This is a genomic window from Halobacteriovorax sp. XZX-3 (genome assembly GCF_043196495.1).
Lineage (GTDB): Bacteria > Bdellovibrionota > Bacteriovoracia > Bacteriovoracales > Bacteriovoracaceae > Halobacteriovorax_A.
Genome location: NZ_JBEBMO010000001.1, coordinates 1236145 through 1255722, shown reverse-complemented (window position 1 = coordinate 1255722; position 19578 = coordinate 1236145). Strand labels below are relative to the sequence as shown.

22 protein-coding genes are annotated in these 19578 nt (G+C 36.2%); 9 read left to right on the top strand and 13 right to left on the bottom strand.

The features are described from left to right. Positions 1 to 4: 4 nt before the first annotated feature. The 4 genes from ABMA70_RS05950 to ABMA70_RS05935 are packed head-to-tail and all read right to left on the bottom strand — an operon-like array spanning position 5 to position 3116. Complete coding sequence (locus ABMA70_RS05950) at positions 5 to 805, bottom strand: ABC transporter permease (RefSeq protein WP_103216446.1); 801 nt, start codon at positions 803 to 805, stop codon at positions 5 to 7. Next, entirely contained in the window at positions 805 to 1602 is a 798-nt protein-coding gene (locus tag ABMA70_RS05945) for an ABC-2 family transporter protein (protein WP_103216447.1), read from the bottom strand. Before ABMA70_RS05945 ends, ABMA70_RS05950 begins: the two co-directional genes overlap by 1 nt. Further along, positions 1595 to 2587, bottom strand: coding sequence for an ATP-binding cassette domain-containing protein (locus tag ABMA70_RS05940; protein ID WP_103216448.1), 993 nt, complete (start codon positions 2585 to 2587; stop codon positions 1595 to 1597). The genes ABMA70_RS05945 and ABMA70_RS05940 overlap by 8 nt, the downstream gene beginning before the upstream one ends. Positions 2588 to 2594: 7 nt before the next feature. Next, positions 2595 to 3116, bottom strand: coding sequence for a TrmH family RNA methyltransferase (locus ABMA70_RS05935; protein ID WP_103216449.1), 522 nt, complete (start codon positions 3114 to 3116; stop codon positions 2595 to 2597). A gap of 37 nt (positions 3117 to 3153) precedes the next feature. Between ABMA70_RS05935 and msrA the strand changes: the two genes are divergently transcribed. Beyond that, positions 3154 to 3633, top strand: coding sequence for a peptide-methionine (S)-S-oxide reductase MsrA (gene msrA, locus ABMA70_RS05930; protein WP_103216450.1), 480 nt, complete (start codon positions 3154 to 3156; stop codon positions 3631 to 3633). A 239-nt stretch (positions 3634 to 3872) separates the two neighbouring features. Then, the gene (locus tag ABMA70_RS05925; RefSeq protein WP_103216451.1) at positions 3873 to 4127 is read left to right on the top strand and encodes a hypothetical protein; all 255 of its coding nucleotides are present in this window, start codon (positions 3873 to 3875) and stop codon (positions 4125 to 4127) included. A 12-nt stretch (positions 4128 to 4139) separates the two neighbouring features. On the opposite strand, the gene ABMA70_RS05920 is transcribed toward ABMA70_RS05925, so the two are convergent. Then, positions 4140 to 5096: a DMT family transporter gene (locus tag ABMA70_RS05920; RefSeq protein WP_392990997.1), complete on the bottom strand. Its 957-nt coding sequence runs from the start codon at positions 5094 to 5096 to the stop codon at positions 4140 to 4142. Positions 5097 to 5365: 269 nt separating this feature from the next. Here ABMA70_RS05920 and ABMA70_RS05915 point away from each other — a divergent pair, with 269 nt between their 5' ends. Continuing rightward, on the top strand, positions 5366 to 5620 hold the full coding sequence (locus tag ABMA70_RS05915) for a hypothetical protein (RefSeq protein WP_103216453.1): 255 nt from the start codon (positions 5366 to 5368) through the stop codon (positions 5618 to 5620). A gap of 34 nt (positions 5621 to 5654) precedes the next feature. Here the strand turns inward: ABMA70_RS05915 and ABMA70_RS05910 are convergent, their stop codons facing one another. Continuing rightward, the gene (locus ABMA70_RS05910; RefSeq protein WP_392990999.1) at positions 5655 to 7658 is read right to left on the bottom strand and encodes a urocanate hydratase; all 2004 of its coding nucleotides are present in this window, start codon (positions 7656 to 7658) and stop codon (positions 5655 to 5657) included. A 163-nt stretch (positions 7659 to 7821) separates the two neighbouring features. Between ABMA70_RS05910 and ABMA70_RS05905 the strand changes: the two genes are divergently transcribed. Beyond that, positions 7822 to 8295: a CarD family transcriptional regulator gene (locus ABMA70_RS05905; RefSeq protein ID WP_103216455.1), complete on the top strand. Its 474-nt coding sequence runs from the start codon at positions 7822 to 7824 to the stop codon at positions 8293 to 8295. A gap of 2 nt (positions 8296 to 8297) precedes the next feature. On the opposite strand, the gene ABMA70_RS05900 is transcribed toward ABMA70_RS05905, so the two are convergent. Continuing rightward, entirely contained in the window at positions 8298 to 9173 is an 876-nt protein-coding gene (locus ABMA70_RS05900; RefSeq protein ID WP_103216456.1) for a serine protease, read from the bottom strand. A 190-nt stretch (positions 9174 to 9363) separates the two neighbouring features. On the opposite strand from ABMA70_RS05900, the gene ABMA70_RS05895 reads away from it, so the two are divergent. Together ABMA70_RS05895 and ABMA70_RS05890 are read left to right on the top strand one after the other, a co-directional pair. Further along, the gene (locus ABMA70_RS05895) at positions 9364 to 10653 is read left to right on the top strand and encodes a hypothetical protein (RefSeq protein ID WP_392991002.1); all 1290 of its coding nucleotides are present in this window, start codon (positions 9364 to 9366) and stop codon (positions 10651 to 10653) included. Beyond that, positions 10646 to 11116 carry a hypothetical protein gene (locus ABMA70_RS05890; protein ID WP_103216458.1) on the top strand — a complete coding sequence of 157 codons (471 nt, stop codon included), beginning with the start codon at positions 10646 to 10648 and terminating at the stop codon, positions 11114 to 11116. The genes ABMA70_RS05895 and ABMA70_RS05890 overlap by 8 nt, the downstream gene beginning before the upstream one ends. 36 nt (positions 11117 to 11152) lie before the next feature. Here ABMA70_RS05890 and ABMA70_RS05885 read toward each other — a convergent pair whose 3' ends face one another. From ABMA70_RS05885 to ABMA70_RS05860, 6 genes are all read right to left on the bottom strand, one after another. Further along, positions 11153 to 11656: an NADPH-dependent FMN reductase gene (locus tag ABMA70_RS05885; RefSeq protein WP_103216459.1), complete on the bottom strand. Its 504-nt coding sequence runs from the start codon at positions 11654 to 11656 to the stop codon at positions 11153 to 11155. Positions 11657 to 11672: 16 nt separating this feature from the next. Next, positions 11673 to 12656 (bottom strand): succinylglutamate desuccinylase, encoded by a 984-nt coding sequence (locus ABMA70_RS05880; protein WP_392991005.1) that lies wholly within the window; start codon positions 12654 to 12656, stop codon positions 11673 to 11675. A gap of 8 nt (positions 12657 to 12664) precedes the next feature. After that, entirely contained in the window at positions 12665 to 13885 is a 1221-nt protein-coding gene (gene ilvA / locus ABMA70_RS05875) for a threonine ammonia-lyase (RefSeq protein WP_392991006.1), read from the bottom strand. Positions 13886 to 13894: 9 nt separating this feature from the next. Further along, positions 13895 to 14413, bottom strand: a complete 519-nt coding sequence (locus tag ABMA70_RS05870) for an FxsA family protein (protein ID WP_103216462.1) — start codon at positions 14411 to 14413, stop codon at positions 13895 to 13897. A 103-nt stretch (positions 14414 to 14516) separates the two neighbouring features. Next, entirely contained in the window at positions 14517 to 15266 is a 750-nt protein-coding gene (locus ABMA70_RS05865) for an SH3 domain-containing protein (RefSeq protein WP_392991008.1), read from the bottom strand. A 51-nt stretch (positions 15267 to 15317) separates the two neighbouring features. After that, on the bottom strand, positions 15318 to 15737 hold the full coding sequence (locus ABMA70_RS05860; protein WP_158246760.1) for a TerB family tellurite resistance protein: 420 nt from the start codon (positions 15735 to 15737) through the stop codon (positions 15318 to 15320). Between the two features lie 204 nt (positions 15738 to 15941). On the opposite strand from ABMA70_RS05860, the gene clpS reads away from it, so the two are divergent. The 3 genes from clpS to ABMA70_RS05845 all read left to right on the top strand — a co-directional run bounded on the left by clpS (position 15942) and on the right by ABMA70_RS05845 (position 19484). Then, positions 15942 to 16298, top strand: coding sequence for an ATP-dependent Clp protease adapter ClpS (gene clpS, locus ABMA70_RS05855; protein WP_255407607.1), 357 nt, complete (start codon positions 15942 to 15944; stop codon positions 16296 to 16298). 17 nt (positions 16299 to 16315) lie between these two features. Next, positions 16316 to 18649 carry an ATP-dependent Clp protease ATP-binding subunit ClpA gene (gene clpA / locus ABMA70_RS05850; protein WP_103216465.1) on the top strand — a complete coding sequence of 778 codons (2334 nt, stop codon included), beginning with the start codon at positions 16316 to 16318 and terminating at the stop codon, positions 18647 to 18649. A 379-nt stretch (positions 18650 to 19028) separates the two neighbouring features. Continuing rightward, on the top strand, positions 19029 to 19484 hold the full coding sequence (locus ABMA70_RS05845; RefSeq protein ID WP_103216466.1) for a histidine biosynthesis protein HisIE: 456 nt from the start codon (positions 19029 to 19031) through the stop codon (positions 19482 to 19484). Positions 19485 to 19578 lie beyond the last annotated feature (94 nt).

Here is a 19578-nt window from a genome sequence, read left to right as displayed (position 1 = left end):
TGGCCTATGAAGAAGCTGAGTCGTAGACTTGAAGTCCACGTTCCCAAAGCTTTAACAAGATAAACCAAAATACACCAGTGGCAACTACCATTAAAAGTAGGTAGTGCCACTTACTCATATCTAGTAAGAAATGAATAGGGGCCGAGCCTACAAGTAAAATTGGAACAAGAGTTGAAAAGACTCTCTTCGTTGCGGCACCATATATCAGATCCGGCCAACGCGAAAGTTGCTGCATCTGCATTCTAAAGAAGTTAATACCTACACCCTCTACCAACCAAAACATTGCACAGCTTATGACAAACTCGACAACTGCCAGTAGGGCCAAAGATAGGATTAACAGCAGAGGAACTAATAACCACTGAAAAAGAGAGAAATTGTTTATATTTGCATAATAACTAAATACTACAATTGCAGGAATTAAAGTCGGAATTGAGGAAGGCCTTACATTCCTAAAGAAGACACTAAAGATAGAACTTAGTGGCCTTAAGATTGTGTAGTCTAGCTGACCTGATTTTAAATCATCGCTAAAGCGCCAAAAATTCTGACTTAAAATAATCATGTGGAAGCCATCAACTAATAAGACATATGAGAGAAAGAGCATGAATTGGTTTCGATTCCAACCCATGACCATATCCACGTGATCAAAAATAAAATCAACAGTGAAGTAAGCCGAACCAAAGAACATAAGATCCATCATAACCATAAGAACAAAGCTCGTACGAAAGCTCATGGCCACGGCAGTACTTGTAGAGATAAATTTCTTATATACTGAAAGATAGTGTTTAATTTCCGAACTAAAACTCATTACATCCCCGCCGCTGTGTAAAGTTTAATCCCACGACGCCACGTTAATGCACTGATAACACTAACAAGGATTAGCCATGGAGATAGGACACTAAAAAAAGTTGCATAGCTTACGGCCTCTCCCATGAAAACCTTAATTGGATAGTAAGTTAGATAGGGAAATGGTGTATACATAAGGATTTCTCTAAAGAAATCCGGATATAGTTCTAGCGGAATAATTGCACCTGATAAGAAAACTGTGATCATCTGAAGCATAACTCTCAATATCCATGTTTCTTCTAACCAAAATGCCATAACACCCGTTAAGTATTGTAGCGAGAACCAAAAGAGGCTTACAAAAAGACAAACCCCAACACCATTTAGTAGTGTCGGTAAGTCGACACTTGGTAAAATACCAATTATCGAAAACAAGAATATTGCAAAACCTGTTACAAATAATTGAATAATTTGAAAGCCAATAAATGAAGCGGTATGAAACTCCCAAAAATTAAAAGGGTAGATTAGATATGTTGAAATCCTTCCCATTCGAATATCAAGGGCCAAGTTAAGTGCAGTATGACCTTGGGCAAGTTGTGAAACCACAAAGGCCCAGACGTGGTACGTAAGCATCGCCTTAAGCGTATAGCCCTTAATTGTATCACTTCCTGTACTTTCAAAAATTGCCGTCCACAAGTTGTATTTGATAAAGAGAAACACCAGTGCCGGTCCAATTATTTGGAGGAAGAAATTTAGGCGGTATGCCGTGTACTTTACAATGGAGATCTTAATGGTTTGCCACCATTTTATAAGATTAGACATTACTTAGAATCTCCGGATTCTCCATGATCTTCTTCATTACTTTCTCAATTGGAAGTTTTTCCGTATGAAAATCAACAACTGGATATTTTGAAAGAATTGCCGCAGAAATCTCTGAAAGCTCTTCCTTATCAACTCTTAACTCTACACTTGAAGCATTATCTAAGAAGTCGCAATCAAGCTTTGACCAGAACTCTTCTTTTGTATCAATGGCCCTATCAAAGCTGAAGTATACTGATTTCTTATCTCCAAGGATCTTTTCAAGATTCTGAAGTGGGCCATCATATGCTTTTTGACCTTTTGAGATTAGAACGAGGTCTTTGCAAAGCGCCTGAACATCGGCCATGTAGTGTGATGTTAGAATAATCGATAGCTCATTTTTTGCGTGATATTCTTTTAAGAAATTTCTCATATTCTCTTGTGCTACTAAATCTAGTCCAATCGTTGGCTCATCTAAGAATAATACTTCTGGTTCATGGAGTAGAGATGCCATTAACTCAAGCTTCATTCTTTCCCCAAGAGAAAGCTTTCTTACGTGAATATGAAATAATTCTGTTACATCTAAAAGTTCACCCATGTAACCAAGCTTCTTTTTGAATTGGTCATCTGGGATTTCATAATACTTTTGAAGTAATTGAAAAGAGTCCATGGCCGGAATGTCCCACCAAAGTTGAGATTTTTGCCCCATAACTAGAGCTATCTTCTTTCTGAACTCTTTGTCACGTTGCCAAGGTTTGTAGCCTGCAATTGTAACTTCTCCGCTTGAGGGAACAATAATTCCCGTAAGCATTTTCATAAGTGTTGTTTTTCCTGCTCCGTTAGGACCAAGTAAGCCTTTAATTTCACCTTTTTCAACTTTGAAGCTAAAGTCATTAACGGCATATTTTGTTATAGGGTTACGATTAAAGAACGATTTAATACTTCCTTTAAATCCTTCTTCTTTTTTATAACTAGTAAATTTCTTTGTGAGGTTATTTGTTTCAATCATTTTTACTTTACTCGCTAGCGTGTTGGTTAGTGTATTCGTACATGACAATACTTGCAGCAATAGAGACGTTTAAAGATTCTGTCATTCCATATTGCTTGATCTTTAGTCTTTCAATTCCAGGCATTTCTTTTAGTGGACCAAATTCTTCATGGCCAAAGATAAAGGCAGACTTCTTAGGAAGTTCACTTTCATTTAAAAATGTCTGTGCATTTGAATCGAGAGTAAGAGGAGTGTAGCCAAGTTCATTAATTCGCTCAATCGAATCTTCAATATTATCATAGAAGAATGTCTTTACTCTTTTGAGTGCACCTTTGGCAATGGTTACATCGAAGAACTTTGTTCCAACAATGTGAACTTCGTGAACACTATAGATCTCACATGACCTAAGTATCTTTCCAATATTAAAGCCACCCTTTAGATGATCTAAAATAATGATGATCTCATGTCGTCCGTGAACGGCCTTTTCTTTTGCTATTTCTAGTTCTTTTTCAAATTTCTTTTCTAAGAATTTTCTTGTTTTCTTGCTCATATGTCGGTTAAATTACGAAATAAATCGGAGGTTTGCAATGAACAATATCGAAGTCGCAGTTTTTGGAGCAGGGTGTTTTTGGGGTGTCGAAGAAACCTTTAGAAAGCTTGCGGGAGTCATTGAAACTGAAGTTGGCTACGCAGGTGGAAAAAGCGACCAAACGACTTATGAAGAAGTCTGTACTGATACAACTGGTCACGCTGAAGTAGTTAAAATTACTTATGATCCATCAATAATAAAGTTTGAAAACCTATTAGATATCTTCTTTAATAACCATAATCCAACTACTTTAAATCGCCAAGGCGTTGATGTTGGATCTCAATACCGTAGTGTGATTTTTTATAGTAACGAAGCACAAAAAGAAGCTGGAGCAAAGGCCATTAAAGAGCTTGAAGAAAGTGGTTGCTTTAAAAATCCAATTGTTACTAAACTTGAATTATTGAATAATTATGTCATTGCCGAAGAGTACCACCAAAAGTACTTGAAAAAGAAAGGACTTACGAGTTGTTCGCTATAAATTTACGTGAATTTATAAGTCTATGTTTTTATTGAAGCTGGCATATTACTATGGCACTTTTAAATTACCTAATTCAATAAAATCACTACGATTGACCTCTTTGTTCATATTTTAACTATCTGAAATTAGATCAAATTATTTTTCTCGTTAGAGTTTAGCGAAACCTTTGCATAATAGCTAAATAGCCAAAAGGGTTCCAGAGAGGGTTGCCCCTTGGTTAAATGACGAGGAGAACACAAATGAATATTGAAAACTTTAGAGAGACGTTTATTGCCCATGCAAGAGATGAGATTAAATCAATCGTTTCTCAATCGAAAATTAAAGGCGAGTTTAATTGTAATGTCTTTAATGAAAAATTAGAAATCATTTGGTCGGAGGCACAAATCAATGGCCTCACAGAGGACGAGTTCGCAACTATCGTTGAAGAAGTAATCCCAACTCAAATAGATAACGTTATTTTTCCATTTTCAAACGATATACCATTAGCGGCTTAAGGTCGTTATTACTTATGCTCGGGTATCGTTGACAACAGACGATGCCCCGGTATTTTCTAATAATTCTTCAGATTCACTTTCATCTTTTTTAATATTAGTAAATTTTGGAACAAGTGCGACAGATATAACAATAACCACCGATCCAGCAATCGCTGTAGGATCTAGCGTTTCCCCAAATAAAATATAACCAAATAAAGCTGCAAAGATTGATTCACTTAAGAAGACTAACCCTACAATGTGAGCAGGGATACTTCTTTGGGCCGTTATTTGCAGCGAGAATGCAATCAAAGAAGAAAAGATCGAAAGTATTAAGAATCCCCATAGTGGTGATGGGAAGTTAAATGGTGAGTTTGTATAAAGAACAGATAAGCTAGTCGGCCCTTCATAGATCAGAGCAAATACTAGGCCCATAAGTCCCATAAAAATACACTGCAGAAAATTGAAGCGAACAGCTTCAACATCATTAGCGTAGCGATCTGTAGCAATAATATGAAGAGAGAAGAAGACTGCCGAAGCAATAACAAAAATATCTCCCATATTAAAATTACTAAAGTCCATTCCGTTCATCATCATAATTCCAAGCATAGAAGTTGATAGTAGAAGCCAGAATGTTTTACGAACTCTTTGACCAAGAAAGAGAACGGAGATAATTGGCGTAATAATAGCGTAGAAAACAGTAAAGAAGCCGGCCTTTGCCATTGTTGTCATGGCAATACCAACAGTTTGGAGCTGAAGGGCCATCATAAGAAGTGCAGAGCAAATTAGACCACCCATAACTTCTTTTTTATTACCCGCTAGTTTTTTGAAATCATTTCTAAAAAATAAAATCACGAAGGCAAATGAACCAGCAAAGATATAGCGTAGCGAATTTGACCAAACAGGAGAATAGTCAGTTAGTGTAAATCGAGTTCCGGCAAAGCCAAGACCCCAGATTGCACAAGCAATACTTAATAAAATGATACCTTTCATGGCCTCAATATAGTTCGCTTTTAAAAAGAACACAATGAAGAGTTTCGACAGATGGACGAGTTCATTAGTTTTTATTTATTGCCAAGGAAAGCTGACAATAATTCACGATAATATCATGTATTTTTATTCATCTGAGTTAAATTAAGTCGTTGAATTTATTGAATTGCATGAATTATTTCTTAGAAATTCAAAATTGCTGCAAAATGGATGAGTAGTAATAAAGTACACGTTACTTTTCTTTGTTACTTACCTTTACGGGGGACGTTCGAATGCAAAAAGACAATTTTAAACAAACTTTTTTAAATGAAACAAGAAATGAGGTGCAAGGGATTTATTTAGAAACAACATCAGACGGAGATTTCAATGCAGACCTTTTTTCTGAAAAATTATCGCCAATTTGGACAGCAGCTTCATTAAATGGCCTAGACGAATTTGAATTTATATCCTTGGTCGAGGATATTATTAATAAAGATGCCCAGGAAATTTACTACCCCTTTAGTTTAAACTACAAAACTGCGGCATAAGAGTAAGCTCCCATAGTGGGAGCTTTTCTTTTTCTTATAATAAAGAATCATCAACTAAATTTGGAAGTGTAACTTTTAAAAGAGGCTCTTTTTCCATAGCTCTCTTAATTGCAAAAGTTGCACCTTCATTACGGGCCCAACTTCTACGATTAATCCCATTATTTACATCCCAAAATAGCATTGACTTGATTCGACGATCACAGTCTTCACTTCCATCGAGAACCATTCCAAAGCCACCATTAATTACTTCACCCCAACCGACACCACCGCCGTTGTGAAGTGAAATCCAAGTAGCTCCTCTAAATGAGTCACCAACGAAGTTTTGAACGGCCATATCTGCTGTAAAACGTGAGCCGTCGTAGATATTAGAAGTTTCTCTAAAAGGAGAGTCTGTTCCCGAAACATCGTGGTGGTCACGACCTAGAACAACAGGTGCTTTTAGTTTTCCTTCGCGAAGTGCTTTGTTGAAAGCAAGAGCGATTTCAATTCTTCCATCACTATCAGCATAAAGAATACGTGCTTTTGAGCCAACAACTAGGTCGTTCTCTTTTGCACCTTTAATCCACGTGATATTGTCTTGCATCTGTTGCGTGATTTCACTTGGAGACTCTTGCATTAGTTTTTCTAGAACTTGTGTTGCCAGTTCATCTGTTAGATCAAGATCTTCTTGTGTGCTTGATGTACAAACCCATCTAAATGGTCCAAAGCCGTAATCAAAGCACATTGGCCCCATAATATCTTGAACATATGAAGGATACTTGAAGTCTTCAGTGCTTCCTTCTTTCATAATATCAGCACCTGCGCGAGATGCTTCTAGTAAGAATGCATTTCCATAATCGAAGAAGTACATTCCTTTATTCGCAAGTTTGTTAACAGCGTTTACGTGTCTCACTAAACTTTTTTGAACTTCTTTCTTAAATTGTTCAGGGTTACTTGCCATCATCTCATTTGATTCTTCAAATGAAAGATCCGCTGGGTAGTAACCACCGGCCCATGGATTGTGAAGAGAAGTTTGGTCAGAACCAATGTCAATATGCAGATCACTTTCTGCAATCTTCTCCCATAGGTTAATAATATTACCCTGGTAAGCAAGAGAGACAGCTTCTTTATTTTCTTGAGCTTTCTTAATGCGAGCAATGATTTCGTCTAGGTCAGTGAAAACTTCATCAACCCATCCTTGCTCATGTCTTGTTTTAACTGCTTTTGGATTTACTTCAGCAACGACACCAATACAACCTGCAATAACCGCAGCTTTTGGTTGTGCTCCCGACATTCCACCAAGTCCTGCTGTAACAAAAACTTTTCCGGCCGTTTCAGTAATAGCTTCTTTGGAAATTTTTCTTAGAGCATTGAGTACAGTAATTGTTGTTCCGTGAACAATTCCTTGTGGCCCAATATACATGAATGACCCAGCAGTCATTTGTCCGTATTGAGTTACTCCTAATGCATTAAACTTTTCCCAGTCATCTGGCTTAGAGTAATTAGGAATCATCATCCCGTTTGTGACAACAACTCTTGGTGCATCTTTGTGCGATGGAAATAATCCTGCTGGATGACCAGAGTAGAGAACAAGCGTTTGTTCATCAGTCATTGTTGCAAGGTATTGCATCGTTAATAGATATTGCGCCCAGTTTGAAAAAACGCCGCCGTTTCCACCATAAGTAATTAACTCGTGCGGGTGTTGAGCAACAGCGTAATCAAGGTTATTTGAAAGCATCAGCATAATGGCCGCTGCTTGTTTTGACTTATGTGGATATTCTTCAATTGAGCGTGCGTGAATTTTATAATCAGGGCGGTATCGATACATATAGATACGGCCGTATTTTTCTAATTCTTCTTTAAATTCTGGAAGTAGTTCAGCATGAAGCTCACTTGGAAAATAGCGAAGTGCATTTCTTAACGCTAGCTTTTCTTCTTCTTGAGATAGAATTTGTTTACGTTTTGGAGCGTGGTTAATATCCTCTTCATATTTCTTATATTTTGGTAAAGTCTTAGGAATACCCTCTAATATAGCTTCTTTAAAACTATTAGTACTCATTCTTAAATCCCCTTAAAATAAAGTATTTTAGAAGGTTTATACCACCAATGTAATGAAGTAAAAAGGATTGAGCGTCAATTGACGCTGCTTATTAACGAATAGATTGCCTTCAAGAAATTCTAACTTACTTGTGCTATAATACATATCTAACGAAAGGGGATTTATGCCAAAATTAGAAATAGGACAAGAGGTAGTATCGATTAACTTTGGAGTTGGCGTAATTACTGAAATCAAGGATATGAGCGGTTCAGAATTTTATATTATTGAATCATCTCAAGGTCGATCAACAACAATGATTCCAACTGTTAAGAAGGATGCGTTTAGACCATTGAGTAGTCCAACAGAATTAGAAGAAACTCTCGATAAGCTTTCGCAAGACAGAGAGATTAGGCAGTTTGATTCTAAAAAGGATCGAATTAATTTCTTTAAATCAAATATTCAAAAACAAGATATTGAAACGTTCATTGATAATATCCAACAATTACTTCAGATAACGGACAAAGGCTCGGCCGAATCAAAGTATTTAGAAATGCTTTTAGAGAATTTAACTGTGGAAGTTGGGGCAGTCTTTAACGAAGATATCAACCAAGCAAAAGAACGAGTGAACTCTTGCTTGGATGGTAAATTTAGTTTTTAAAATTAGTCTTGAACTGGATCTCTTAAGAATAGAATTCTTGTGATTCTGAAAACGTCTTCTCCACCGCAACCGTTCATGTGACAGTTGTTTGCTTCGTAGCACTGTTTTCTTGGATTATAGTTATAATCTTGATCACCACGAACAAGGATTCCTTCAACAAGACCTGTCTTTTCATTGAATACTGCTGAACCAGAGTTTCCAGAAAAAGTATCTAGGTTAGTTGAAAAGCTAAACCATTCATTTGCCTTGCGAACAAATGCACCATCAGCAACTTTTGATGGTAGACCAGAAGGGTGACCGATAACATATACTTGTTCACCTTTTTGGATTTCATCTCTTTTACGATATTCAAGAGGCTTGCGATCAGTTACTTCACGATTAAGTTCGATAACAGCAAAGTCTTCACCACTTGTGCGTCCAAGTCTTTGAGCAACAATTCTCTTACAGCTATAAACATTTTTTTCTAGAATTGTTCTAGCATCATCTTTTGGAGATTTTTTTGAATAATCAAATACCCAAAAGTTATCATAACAGTCTGCTTTTGAAGTCATACAGTGACCAGCAGTAACAACATATTGCTTATTATCTTTTTCTACTAGAAAGCCTGAACAGTCAGCAACATCAACTTGCTTATTAAATCTCTCACCATCACATAATTCAATTTTTGAATCATCAGCAAGGTAAGTGTTTTCAGTCTTTTTTGTTAATTTAGACTTAGGGATCATCGCTAAAGTAGACATTTGAGCATCTAATTTGTTTTGATCCGTTACTTCGAATTGATCAAGGCGATTATCTTCACCGTAAACAACTTTATCAATGGCCATCGTTGAAAAGTTAACAGTAAAAACAGCAGCTAGCAGGGCAAGTGAAAAGTTCATTTATTTATCCTTATTATGTGAGTGGCGCATTAAATCAATGACACATTAAAAAGTACAGAAAAGGGCCCTCAATAAAAAATTACAAATCCTTACATTATATGTAAATTATTTATGCTTGCTTATAACTATTTAAAATTACGTCTAAAGTTCAATGGACGAGAAGCCGATAAGTCCTTGAGATGAGAGACTTATGAAGAAAAATACAATTTTAACTTTTATATTTTTAGCTACCTTAAATACATCATGTCAGTTAACGAGTGGTGATTTTTTAAGTGGAAAGGCACAGGGAATGGCAAAGAGAGTCTCACGTGAAAGTGATATCCTTGATGTTGTAGACGATGTCGTGCGTGAAGAAGAAGGCCAGGGTGTTAATGAAGACCTACGTGGCCTCACTGATAATTATACAAACTTTCCAACTTCTTACGATATTACAGATTACATCAATGGTAATGTCAGTGCACTAGGAACACAGTGTGCAATGACTGATCATGAGCGAGAGTGGTCATTTGTTAAAAGTGTTGGAACAGGATCTATTGGAGCACGTAAAGTCTTGGCAACGATTTATCAGTCATGTGAGCCAATTGATACAGTTATTGATTCGCGCACTCCTAGCTTAAGTGGTGTTTCAACTCAAGAAGCGACTTTCAGCGATGGAACAGATTTTAAGCAAAGAGTTGTTCATGATGTAGGAGCAATGGTTCGTTCACATGAGGTTTTAAGAAAACTTGATGAAGACCCAGGCTATCCTGGTGAGGGTTGTATTGATGCAACTAAGGTTCCACCTGTTTACGGTTATGGCTCACGTAAAGGACTGCGCAGTAATGAGATTAACCTGTTCACTCGAGGCCAAGGGGTATCAAGAGAAGGTGCTAGGGCATCAGGAATTGATTGTTCAGAATTCATCTCAGCAGCATATGCAGCAGAGGGGCTTAAGTTTACTAGTAACGATAGAGACTATCGTTCACTAACGACAACTTCTTTGCATGATACTGTTAGAAGTAAGAACTCATGTATTAAGCCGGTTAAGTTTAAATTACCATATTCAATTCGATCAGGTGATATCATTAATGTGAAGGGGAGCCACGTAATTATGGTTGATACGATTGGGGAAGACCCTCTGGCCATTAGAAAGTTCTCTGAACTCGGTCGATGTGATGATATTACAATCAGTGACTTTAATTTCACTTATATTCATAGTGGGGCCTTAAAGAATTATGGCCCGGCAAGAGTTGATGCAAGAACTCATGCAACTCATCGTTCGACTATGTTTGCTAATTTAAGAGCACAAGCAGTTGCCTCATGTAAGGCAATTTTAGCTGAACAAGAATATTCAAATGAGATGATGTCTGGACGTTTTAGTATTTTAAGACATAATTCTGAAGACGCTGCATGCTACTATGATGAACCGGCAAAACTTAAAGGTGAGAGCTGTATTAATCAGTGTCTTCAAGACAAATTAAAAGAGGCAAAAAATGTTTAGGTTATTATTTGCTACATTTATATTAGCTCAATTTGCTTTTGCTAACGATATTTGTCCATCTAATAAGGATGTTAAAAAGGTCGCAGCACAATTAGTAGAGATTGAGATGAGCGGTATCAGGTTAATAGATGGTGCTAAAGATGATTGTCTGAAATCAAAGTATCAAAAATATTATCGTTTCAATAAAGACCCTGATTACGATGCGCCAAAATCATTACAATATTTGGCCACGTCAGAAAAAGCAATAAAGATTTCAGATGTGAAGCTTATTGATAAAGATGTTCATGCATATGAAGCAAATTACTCTGTTAATGTGGAAGATTTAAAAGGGAAGAAGAGTGTCGTGAAAGATAGCATTCGCTTCTACATTAATGTCTCAAAAAGAGCACAGCAAGGTGATGGTTGTGCGTCAGTCATAGAGCCTGCAAAGAAACTAATTTTATTAAAATCATGTAAGAAATAAAAAAGCTCCTTTCGGAGCTTTTTGTTTATCAGAAATTTAAGCAAGCTTTACTAGGCTAGCTAGTGCATCTCTTGCACCATCTTCATTTAATTGTTTACTGTAGTTTGTTAGAAGTTTACGTCCAACAATATGTAGACCAATAAATGACAGTTGATTTTGCATTGCCTGAATAACGTATTGACCACCGCCACCAGAGTGAGTTCCTAATACTGCTGGCTTATCAACAAATGCCTCACGCCAAGATTCACCACCTGAGCGAGATATCCATGCAATTGCATTAATAAATGAAGGAGTAACTGATCCATTGTACTCCGGAGTTAAGAAAACAAATCCTTTTGCAGCGATAAATTTATCAGTAAGCTTTACACCGTCGGCCGGGATTCCATTCTTTTCTTCTTCAGCTGTATATAGAGGTAACTTATAGTCACTTAGTTTTACGATTTCAAATGACTTCCCCGTTTCTTGTGCTAGCTCAAGAATCTTATCTGCCATCTTAAGGTTCATTCCGTCACTTGAAGTGACGATTAAAAAATCACTCATTTTCTCTCCTGATTCGTTATTCTAATTCTTTTATAAGTAATAATGCTCTTTGCCCTAAGATAACCTTAGAGTTTGGAAAAATCATTCGTAAATTGTCTTCCGGAGCTTTGTACTCTTCGTTATTTTGGGTAAAAATATGATGTCCTTTTTTAAAAGGCGTAAAATTTGCACTCTCTTCTTCATCAAATGTGAAACTAAAGTCATCATATTCTTTATTGATTGATTCATAGATTGAAAAAGCTTTAGGAAAAGGTTTCTGCACGAGTTCTTTTGAACTTAAGAGCTTTTCAATAGTTTCTTGTGCTGCTTTAAATTTACCTTCTGGATTTTTGCCAAAAGGATACACTTTTCCAAGTTCAACTGTTGCACTAAAAGCATTGAATTTTTCGAAAGTAAACGAACTAAAGACCGTCGACTCTTTATGTGAAAATAGAGATGCTTCAACTTCCATATTGGCCAGGGCCAGATTAAACTCTTCATCTCGTTTACGATCTTTAGACTTTGGCACTAATGCAAAGCGCTCCATTTCACTCTTCTTTAAGGCGCAATGTAAGTCAAAGTGAAAGAGCTGTTTTTGTTTATACTTTGCTACGAAGTTGTAACAATTTTCTTCAATCACTTGTGCTCTTCTTACTTCATAATTATCAGATAATTTCTTATAGGCTCCGTTAAAGCAGCGATTTAGATTATATTCACTAAAACGCTCACCAATATTCATCGCTCTCGGATTACCAAAGAAAATAAGGGTAGGTGAAGTAAGTACGAGCTCGTCATTGTATATTTTCTCTAATATCTCATTAGTAAATTCGATAGGGGCCGTTTCATTTCCGTGAATTCCACACGAAATAATATAAGTATCATCTGTCTCAATAGACTTTGGTGTAACTTCAATAATACCCGTGTCATGAATTTCAAATTCACTAAATTTAGAATTAAATGATTTTGGCGCAAGTCCATTTTCATTTTTTCGAGTAAGCTTTAAGAAATTTAATTCATTCATTAGAATTCCTAGACTCTCTTTGCACTAAAGCCCATTGAGGTTAGTTCATCAACGATTTCTTTTATATGAAGATGTCCTCTGGTTTCAAGTGAAAATTCAACTTCTGTTTCTCCAAGTACACTAGTCGTAAATGCTCTATTGTGGTGAATTTCAAGAATATTAGCTTGTTTAGAACCAATAATATTAGAAATTTTAGCAATTGTTCCTGGCGTATCTGGAACATTGACAATAATCGAACATGAGCGACCAGAAGTTATAAGACCTCTTTCGATAATTCGATCTAAGATATTTAAATCAATATTTCCGCCGCTTACGACGAGGACAACTGTTTTACCTTTAATATCCTTGAATTGATCATATAAAAGGGCCGCTACTGAAGTTGCACCAGCACCTTCGCAAAGAACCTTCTCATACTCAAGGAGTGTAACAATAGCATGTGAAATTTCGGTTTCTTTAACCGTTACAATTTCATCTACATATTTTTTTACAGTATTAAATGTATTTTCAAGAACTGTCGTTACAGCAATTCCATCAGCAATTGTTTTTCTCTTATCAATTGTAACAATTTTATCTTGTTCAATTGATGTTTTCATTGCTGGCATTTCAACTGCTTCAACGCCCACAATTTTTGCTCGGCTACCACTTTCTTTAAGGGCGGTTGAGATTCCCGAGATAAGGCCACCTCCACCAATTGGAATGGCTACAAGATCAACATCTGGTAGTTCATCAAAAATCTCTAAACCGATAGTTCCTTGTCCTGCGATAATATCTTTATCATTGAAAGGGTGGATGAAGACCTGGCCGGATTCTCTTTGAATCTCCAAGGCTTTTTGATAAGCATCATCATAGAAATTTCCGTGTAAGATAACCTCAGCACCAAATTTCTTTGTTCCTTGAATTTTTGCAAGAGGAGTGGACTCTGGCATAACAATTGTTGCTTGAATCCCAAGCTGTTTTGCCGCAAGAGCAACACCTTGAGCATGATTTCCTGCTGAAGATGCGATGACTCCCTTATCTTTTTCTTCTTTTGTAAGCTTAGAAAGACGATTAAGGGCCCCTCTGATTTTATAGGCTCCAGTTAACTGTAGATTTTCTAGCTTCAAATAAACCTGACAATCAAACTTCTCACTTAAAGTTGTCGAGTAGGTTAGTGGTGTTTTTATAATACGATTTTCAATTGCAAGTCTTGCATCTTGAATATCACTTAGCGTTACATTGGTTGTTGTCATAAGGAGATCTTACTTCTTTTCGTAATCAACTTCAAATGTGTTCTCATCAATTTGAATAGGGCCATTTTTAGTCCCCTCATGACGGGCCTGAGCATTATAGGCGTTGCCAGAATATGACGAGAAACCACCACCATTTTTAAATGAATAGAATTGAACATTGCCACTTTCGATTGAACTCATAAAGAACTTCTTTAGGTAGATCAGCCAAAGATGGCGAGTTAACGGAAGTACCATTGAAAGACCTAGAACATCTGTTAAAAAACCCGGAGTTAAGAGCAGTAGCCCACCACCAAAGACAAGTAGTCCATGGATAAAACTATTTGCTGGAACTCGCCCCTGAGAAAGTTCTCCTTGAATTTTTGCGAGAAGGGCCGCTCCTTGTGACTTCGCTAGTGCTGCTCCAATTACACCTGTAATCAGAACTAGTAGAAAAGTATTTCCTCCACCAATTTGACCACCTATCGAAAAGAGTAGGTAAATCTCAATTGCTGGAATAACTGTGAATAACATTACTAATATTGGAAACATGGTACCTCATTTATTTTTGTGTACCTATAAGATGGGATGAAAGAAATTATTGTCAAGGTTGGGAATTTCGAAAGCTCGAAATTCCCTTGTTATCTTATTGAAATTAAATAGATTTTAAGTTCTTTGAATCGTAAACCCAACCTTTATGAGTTGAGCCTTTAAGATAGTTTTTGAATTCAATTTGAACCCAATCACCATCAGTTTTTATGATTTCTACGCGTGTATTTGGTGCGACAACCTCTAGTTTTTCACCTTTTGTGCTTGGGATTGCTCTAAGGTTAAGATACTTAACTGGCGTATGATATTTTTTTTCAACAGCTGCTACTACTGGCTTAACTATCTCTTTGGTAATAACTTGTGTCTTTGGTTCAGACTTAAAGATCATTGCACTAACCAATAGCGAAGTCGCAATGATTGAAGCCGCTATATAAAGGGGCTTTTGATCTTTTTGGCGATTTGAAGAATCAGCTTCTTGAGCTGGCTTCATCTCAATTTGTTCACGAACATTCTTTTGATTAATGATAATAGATTGAAGAAGCGACTCAAGTCTTTCAAATTTTTCATTTACTTCTTTTGTTTCGAATCTTCTTTCTAGGTCTTCGATCTTTTTATAGAGATTATCTTTCTTATCTTCTCTATTTATATTAGCTACATGAGTTTCAACATCTGAAGCGATTACCGTTTGTGTTGTGGATTGTAATAGATTAGAAATAGGGCCACTTGATGCTTTCTTCTCATTCTTTTCAAGCAGGCTTGAAAAGTTGAAATTCCCTTGAAAATCATCATTCATAAATTGTGCGGCTTTTTTTAACGAGTTTTCTAGATTTCTCTTAGAATCAACACTCTCTTTCATTAAACTTCCTTGTCATAAATTTTAATTACTTAAAGAGTGTAGAGAATAGTTTTAAACTTGAAAAGTTTTTAAATACTCTTTCACATCCGCTTGCGCGCTTAAGAAATACTTCTTTTCAAGAACGAGTGCATTGGCAATATAGCTAATCTCATTTGATTCAACATTATCAACTTCACCGTCAGCTGCTGCAATTGCAAAGAGGGCCTTTAGGACTTGGTAGCGCTCTTGTTGAGACATGATATCCACAAGAGGCTTACAGTAACTTCTCGTATCAAGGCCCGAGAGTTCTTTCATTTTTTCAATTGAGTATTCAGTTATTAACTCAGCTTCTTGCGAGTTTAATTGAGTCATTCCTGTAATGATCTTTTGCATTTTCGTTTTCTCACTCTGACTAACGTGAAAATCAGAGTAGGCAATACGAGCAAGTAATCCACAAATACAAGATATAATAACTTTCCTTTCATCGTTCATTGTAGGAAATTTCTTATTTAAATAGGAATGTATCTGATTAATCGAATTTGATTCGTGATCGGCCTTCAGAGATTTGAAAAATTCGAAGAAGTTCATTATGGACCTTTTTTAGAGATTTTCAGTCGTATATACCTTGTAAAGAGTAACACAGATAGGCGATAATGGAAAAAAAGAAAATAAATTTAGCAAAGTCGAGGAAGTAATTTGAATAAGTTTGAAGTTGGCGATATTGACATTAGAAAAATGAATACCATCTTTAGTACACAAGAGGATGGTGATGTAGCACTAGAAGATAAAGTAAAGGTAAAGAAGCCTTCAAAATATCATGTCATCCTACATAATGATGACTATACGACAATGGAGTTTGTCATTTGGGTATTGATGCATGTCTTTAACAGGAGTCAAGAAGAGGCCATGAAGATAATGTTAGATGTCCACAATAATGGTCGAGGAGTATGTGGAACCTACTCATACGAGGTTGCTGAGACAAAGATGAATAAGGTTATGTCAGAAGCAAAGAAAGAGGGTCACCCACTGCTTTGTACTGTTGAGCCTGAATAGGCACAGGAGAAATATAAATGATGTCAAAAAAGCTAGAAACCATCATTAATGAGTCAATTCAAAGAGCAAATTCTTTGAAGCATGAATATTTGACTCTAGAGAATGTTCTTTTATCTCTTCTTGCAGATGAAAATGTAAGAGAAGTAATTGAATATTGTGGTGGCGATCTTGAAGAAATTGAAAGTGAGCTAAATGAATTTATCCACGATGATTCAAATTTTAGTATTCTATCAGATGATCAAATTGAAACTCTTTCTAAACAACAATTCGTTAACGATGAGTTAAGAGAGTTGGCACGTGAAAATGGTATTGTCTATCAACCAGAAATATCAATGTCTCTTCAAAGAGTGATTCAAAGGGCCGCGATTCATGTGCAATCAAGCGGAAAAAGTCAGATATTAGGAATTAATTTATTAGTTTCTCTGTTCCAAGAGAAAGAAAGTTTCGCACTTTACTCTCTTCAAAAACAAGGAATAGAACGATTTGATATTGTTAAGGCCATCTCACACGGCCTTGGCCCTGAGGATGAAGAAGAAGTTCCTCGCATTGAATATGTTGAAGGCGAGGAGCCTCAATCACGAAATAAGAAAGGCGACTCTTTCTTAGCTAAGTTCACTGTGAATTTGAATGAACTTGCCAGAGAAAATCGAATAGATCCTCTTGTTGGTAGAGAAGAAGAAGCTTTAAGAATTGTTCAAATTCTTTGTCGTCGTCGTAAGAATAATCCTCTTTTAGTTGGTGAAGCTGGTGTTGGGAAAACAGCAATTGTTGAAGGACTGGCCCAGAGGATTGTAGAAGAAAAAGTTCCAGATATTTTAAAGGGAACAACTATCTTTAATCTTGATATGGCCGCCTTGGTAGCAGGTGCAAAATTTAGAGGTGATTTTGAGCAAAGAGTAAAAGGTGTCATCAAAGATCTAGAGAATTTAGATAAAGATGGTAAGAAGGCCATACTTTTTATCGATGAAATGCATACCGTGATGGGTGCAGGTGCTACCTCTGGTGGTAGTATGGATGCATCTAACTTGTTAAAGCCGGCCTTAAGTCGTGGAGTTGTTAGAATTATTGGTTCCACTACTTACGCAGAACATAGAAAGTTTATTGAAAAAGATCCTGCTTTTAATCGTCGTTTTCAAAAAATTGATGTGGATGAGCCTTCAAATGAAGACACAATTGCTATCTTAAAAGGATTGCGTCCAAAGTTCGAGTCTTATCACGGAGTTAAAATCTCAGACAGTGTCATTAAAGAAGCCGTTGCTTTAACATCGCGCTATCTTATGGATCGTAAAAATCCTGATAAATCGATTGATGCCATTGATGAAGCAGGTGCTTTAAACCAAATTAGACCTGAAAATAAAAAGAAGTCTTCAATTACAAAGAAGGATATTGAGGATGTTGTCGCTAAAATGGCCAATATTCCAAAAATAACAGTTGAAACTACTGAAAAAGATAAGCTAAAGGATCTAAATAAAAATCTTAAGATGCTTATCTTCGGACAAGATCATGCAGTTGATGAAGTATCACAGGCCATCTATATGTCTAAGTCTGGTCTTGGTGATGAAGGCAAACCTATTGCGAGTTTCCTATTTGCAGGGCCGACTGGAGTGGGTAAGACAGAACTAGCGAAGCAGCTCTCAATTCAGCTTGGTTGTCACCTTGAACGCTTTGATATGTCAGAATATATGGAAAAACATTCTGTCAGTAAGTTAATTGGTTCTCCTCCGGGCTATGTTGGTCATGATCAAGGTGGATTATTAACAGATGCTGTTAAGAAAAACCCACATTCTGTCCTTTTACTTGATGAAATTGAGAAGGCCCATGTCGATATTTATAATATTCTTTTACAAGTTATGGACCATGGATCACTAACAGATTCACAAGGTAGAACAACAGACTTTACTAATACAGTCATTATTATGACTACAAATGCTGGTGCAAAGGAGATGGATAGTGGCTCTATTGGCCTTGCCAAGACATCTTCAAAGAATATTGGAAAGAGAGATCAGACCATTAAGAACTTTTTTAGCCCAGAATTTCGTAACCGTTTGGATGGAATTGTCCATTTTGAGAAACTTTCTACAGAATACATTGTTAAAATTGTTGAAAAATTCGTTTCACAACTGGAAATTAAGTTAGCGGCCAAGAATATTGAGATCGTTTTAAGTGAAGATGCAAAAATTTGGCTAGCAGAAAATGGTTTTGATGAGAAAATGGGTGCTAGACCAATCGCTCGAATCATCGATCAGAAGCTTAAGAAGCCAATTTCTACTGAGGTTTTATTCGGAAGTCTAACTCAAGGTGGAAAAATAGAAGTCGTCGTTGAAAATGATGACTTAAAATTGAAATTCTAATCTTTTTAACATTCTAAAAACAATCAAACTTACATTTTTTAAATGATGAAACTGCCCTGAAAGGGCAGTTTTTGCTTATTCTTTGAAAAAAAAATGAAAAAAAATTTCGCTTAATTTTTTTATAAGAGTAAGCTCGAAACTAACGTCTATCAGGAAGATTTGAATGTTTTATCTTTTTATGAAAAGCCGTGCTGTCGGCTCGTTTCGACGTTTTCTTTAAAAATAATGTAAAGTAATTTCAAAATTAATCCGAAGTTAAAAAAGAACATAGGGAAATAAAAAAGATGCTTATGCTTATCAAAAAGTAATTTTTTATTTGCACACAAATAAAATTATGTTTACCATAAACATAAGTATTGAAAAAACCAGGAGGATGTCAATGGCAGTTAAGAAAACTACTAAAAAGACAACTAAGAAAAAAGTAGCTAAAAAAGCTACAAAAAAAGTAGCTAAGAAAGCAGCAAAGAAAACTGCAAAGAAAGCTACAAAAAAAGTAGCTAAAAAAGCTACTAAGAAAAAAGTTGCTAAGAAAGCTACAAAGAAAGTAGCAAAGAAAGCAACTAAGAAAGTTGCAAAGAAAGCTACTAAAAAAGTAGCAAAGAAAGCAACTAAGAAAGTAGCAAAGAAAGCAGCAAAGAAAACTGCTAAGAAAGCTACAAAAAAAGTAGCTAAAAAAGCTACGAAAAAAGTAGCTAAGAAAGCAACTGCTAAGAAAGCTACAAAAAAAGTTGCAAAGAAAGCTACAAAAAAAGTAGCTAAGAAAGCAACTGCAAAAAAAGCGACTAAAAAAGTAGCTGCTAAGAAAGCTACAAAAAAAGTTGCTAAAAAGAAGTAAGAAGCACTTTTCTTAATTCAATAATGAGTGGGCCCGCTTATAGCGGGCCTTCTTATTTTCAAATCTATTTACATTCCACCTAAAAACATCTAAA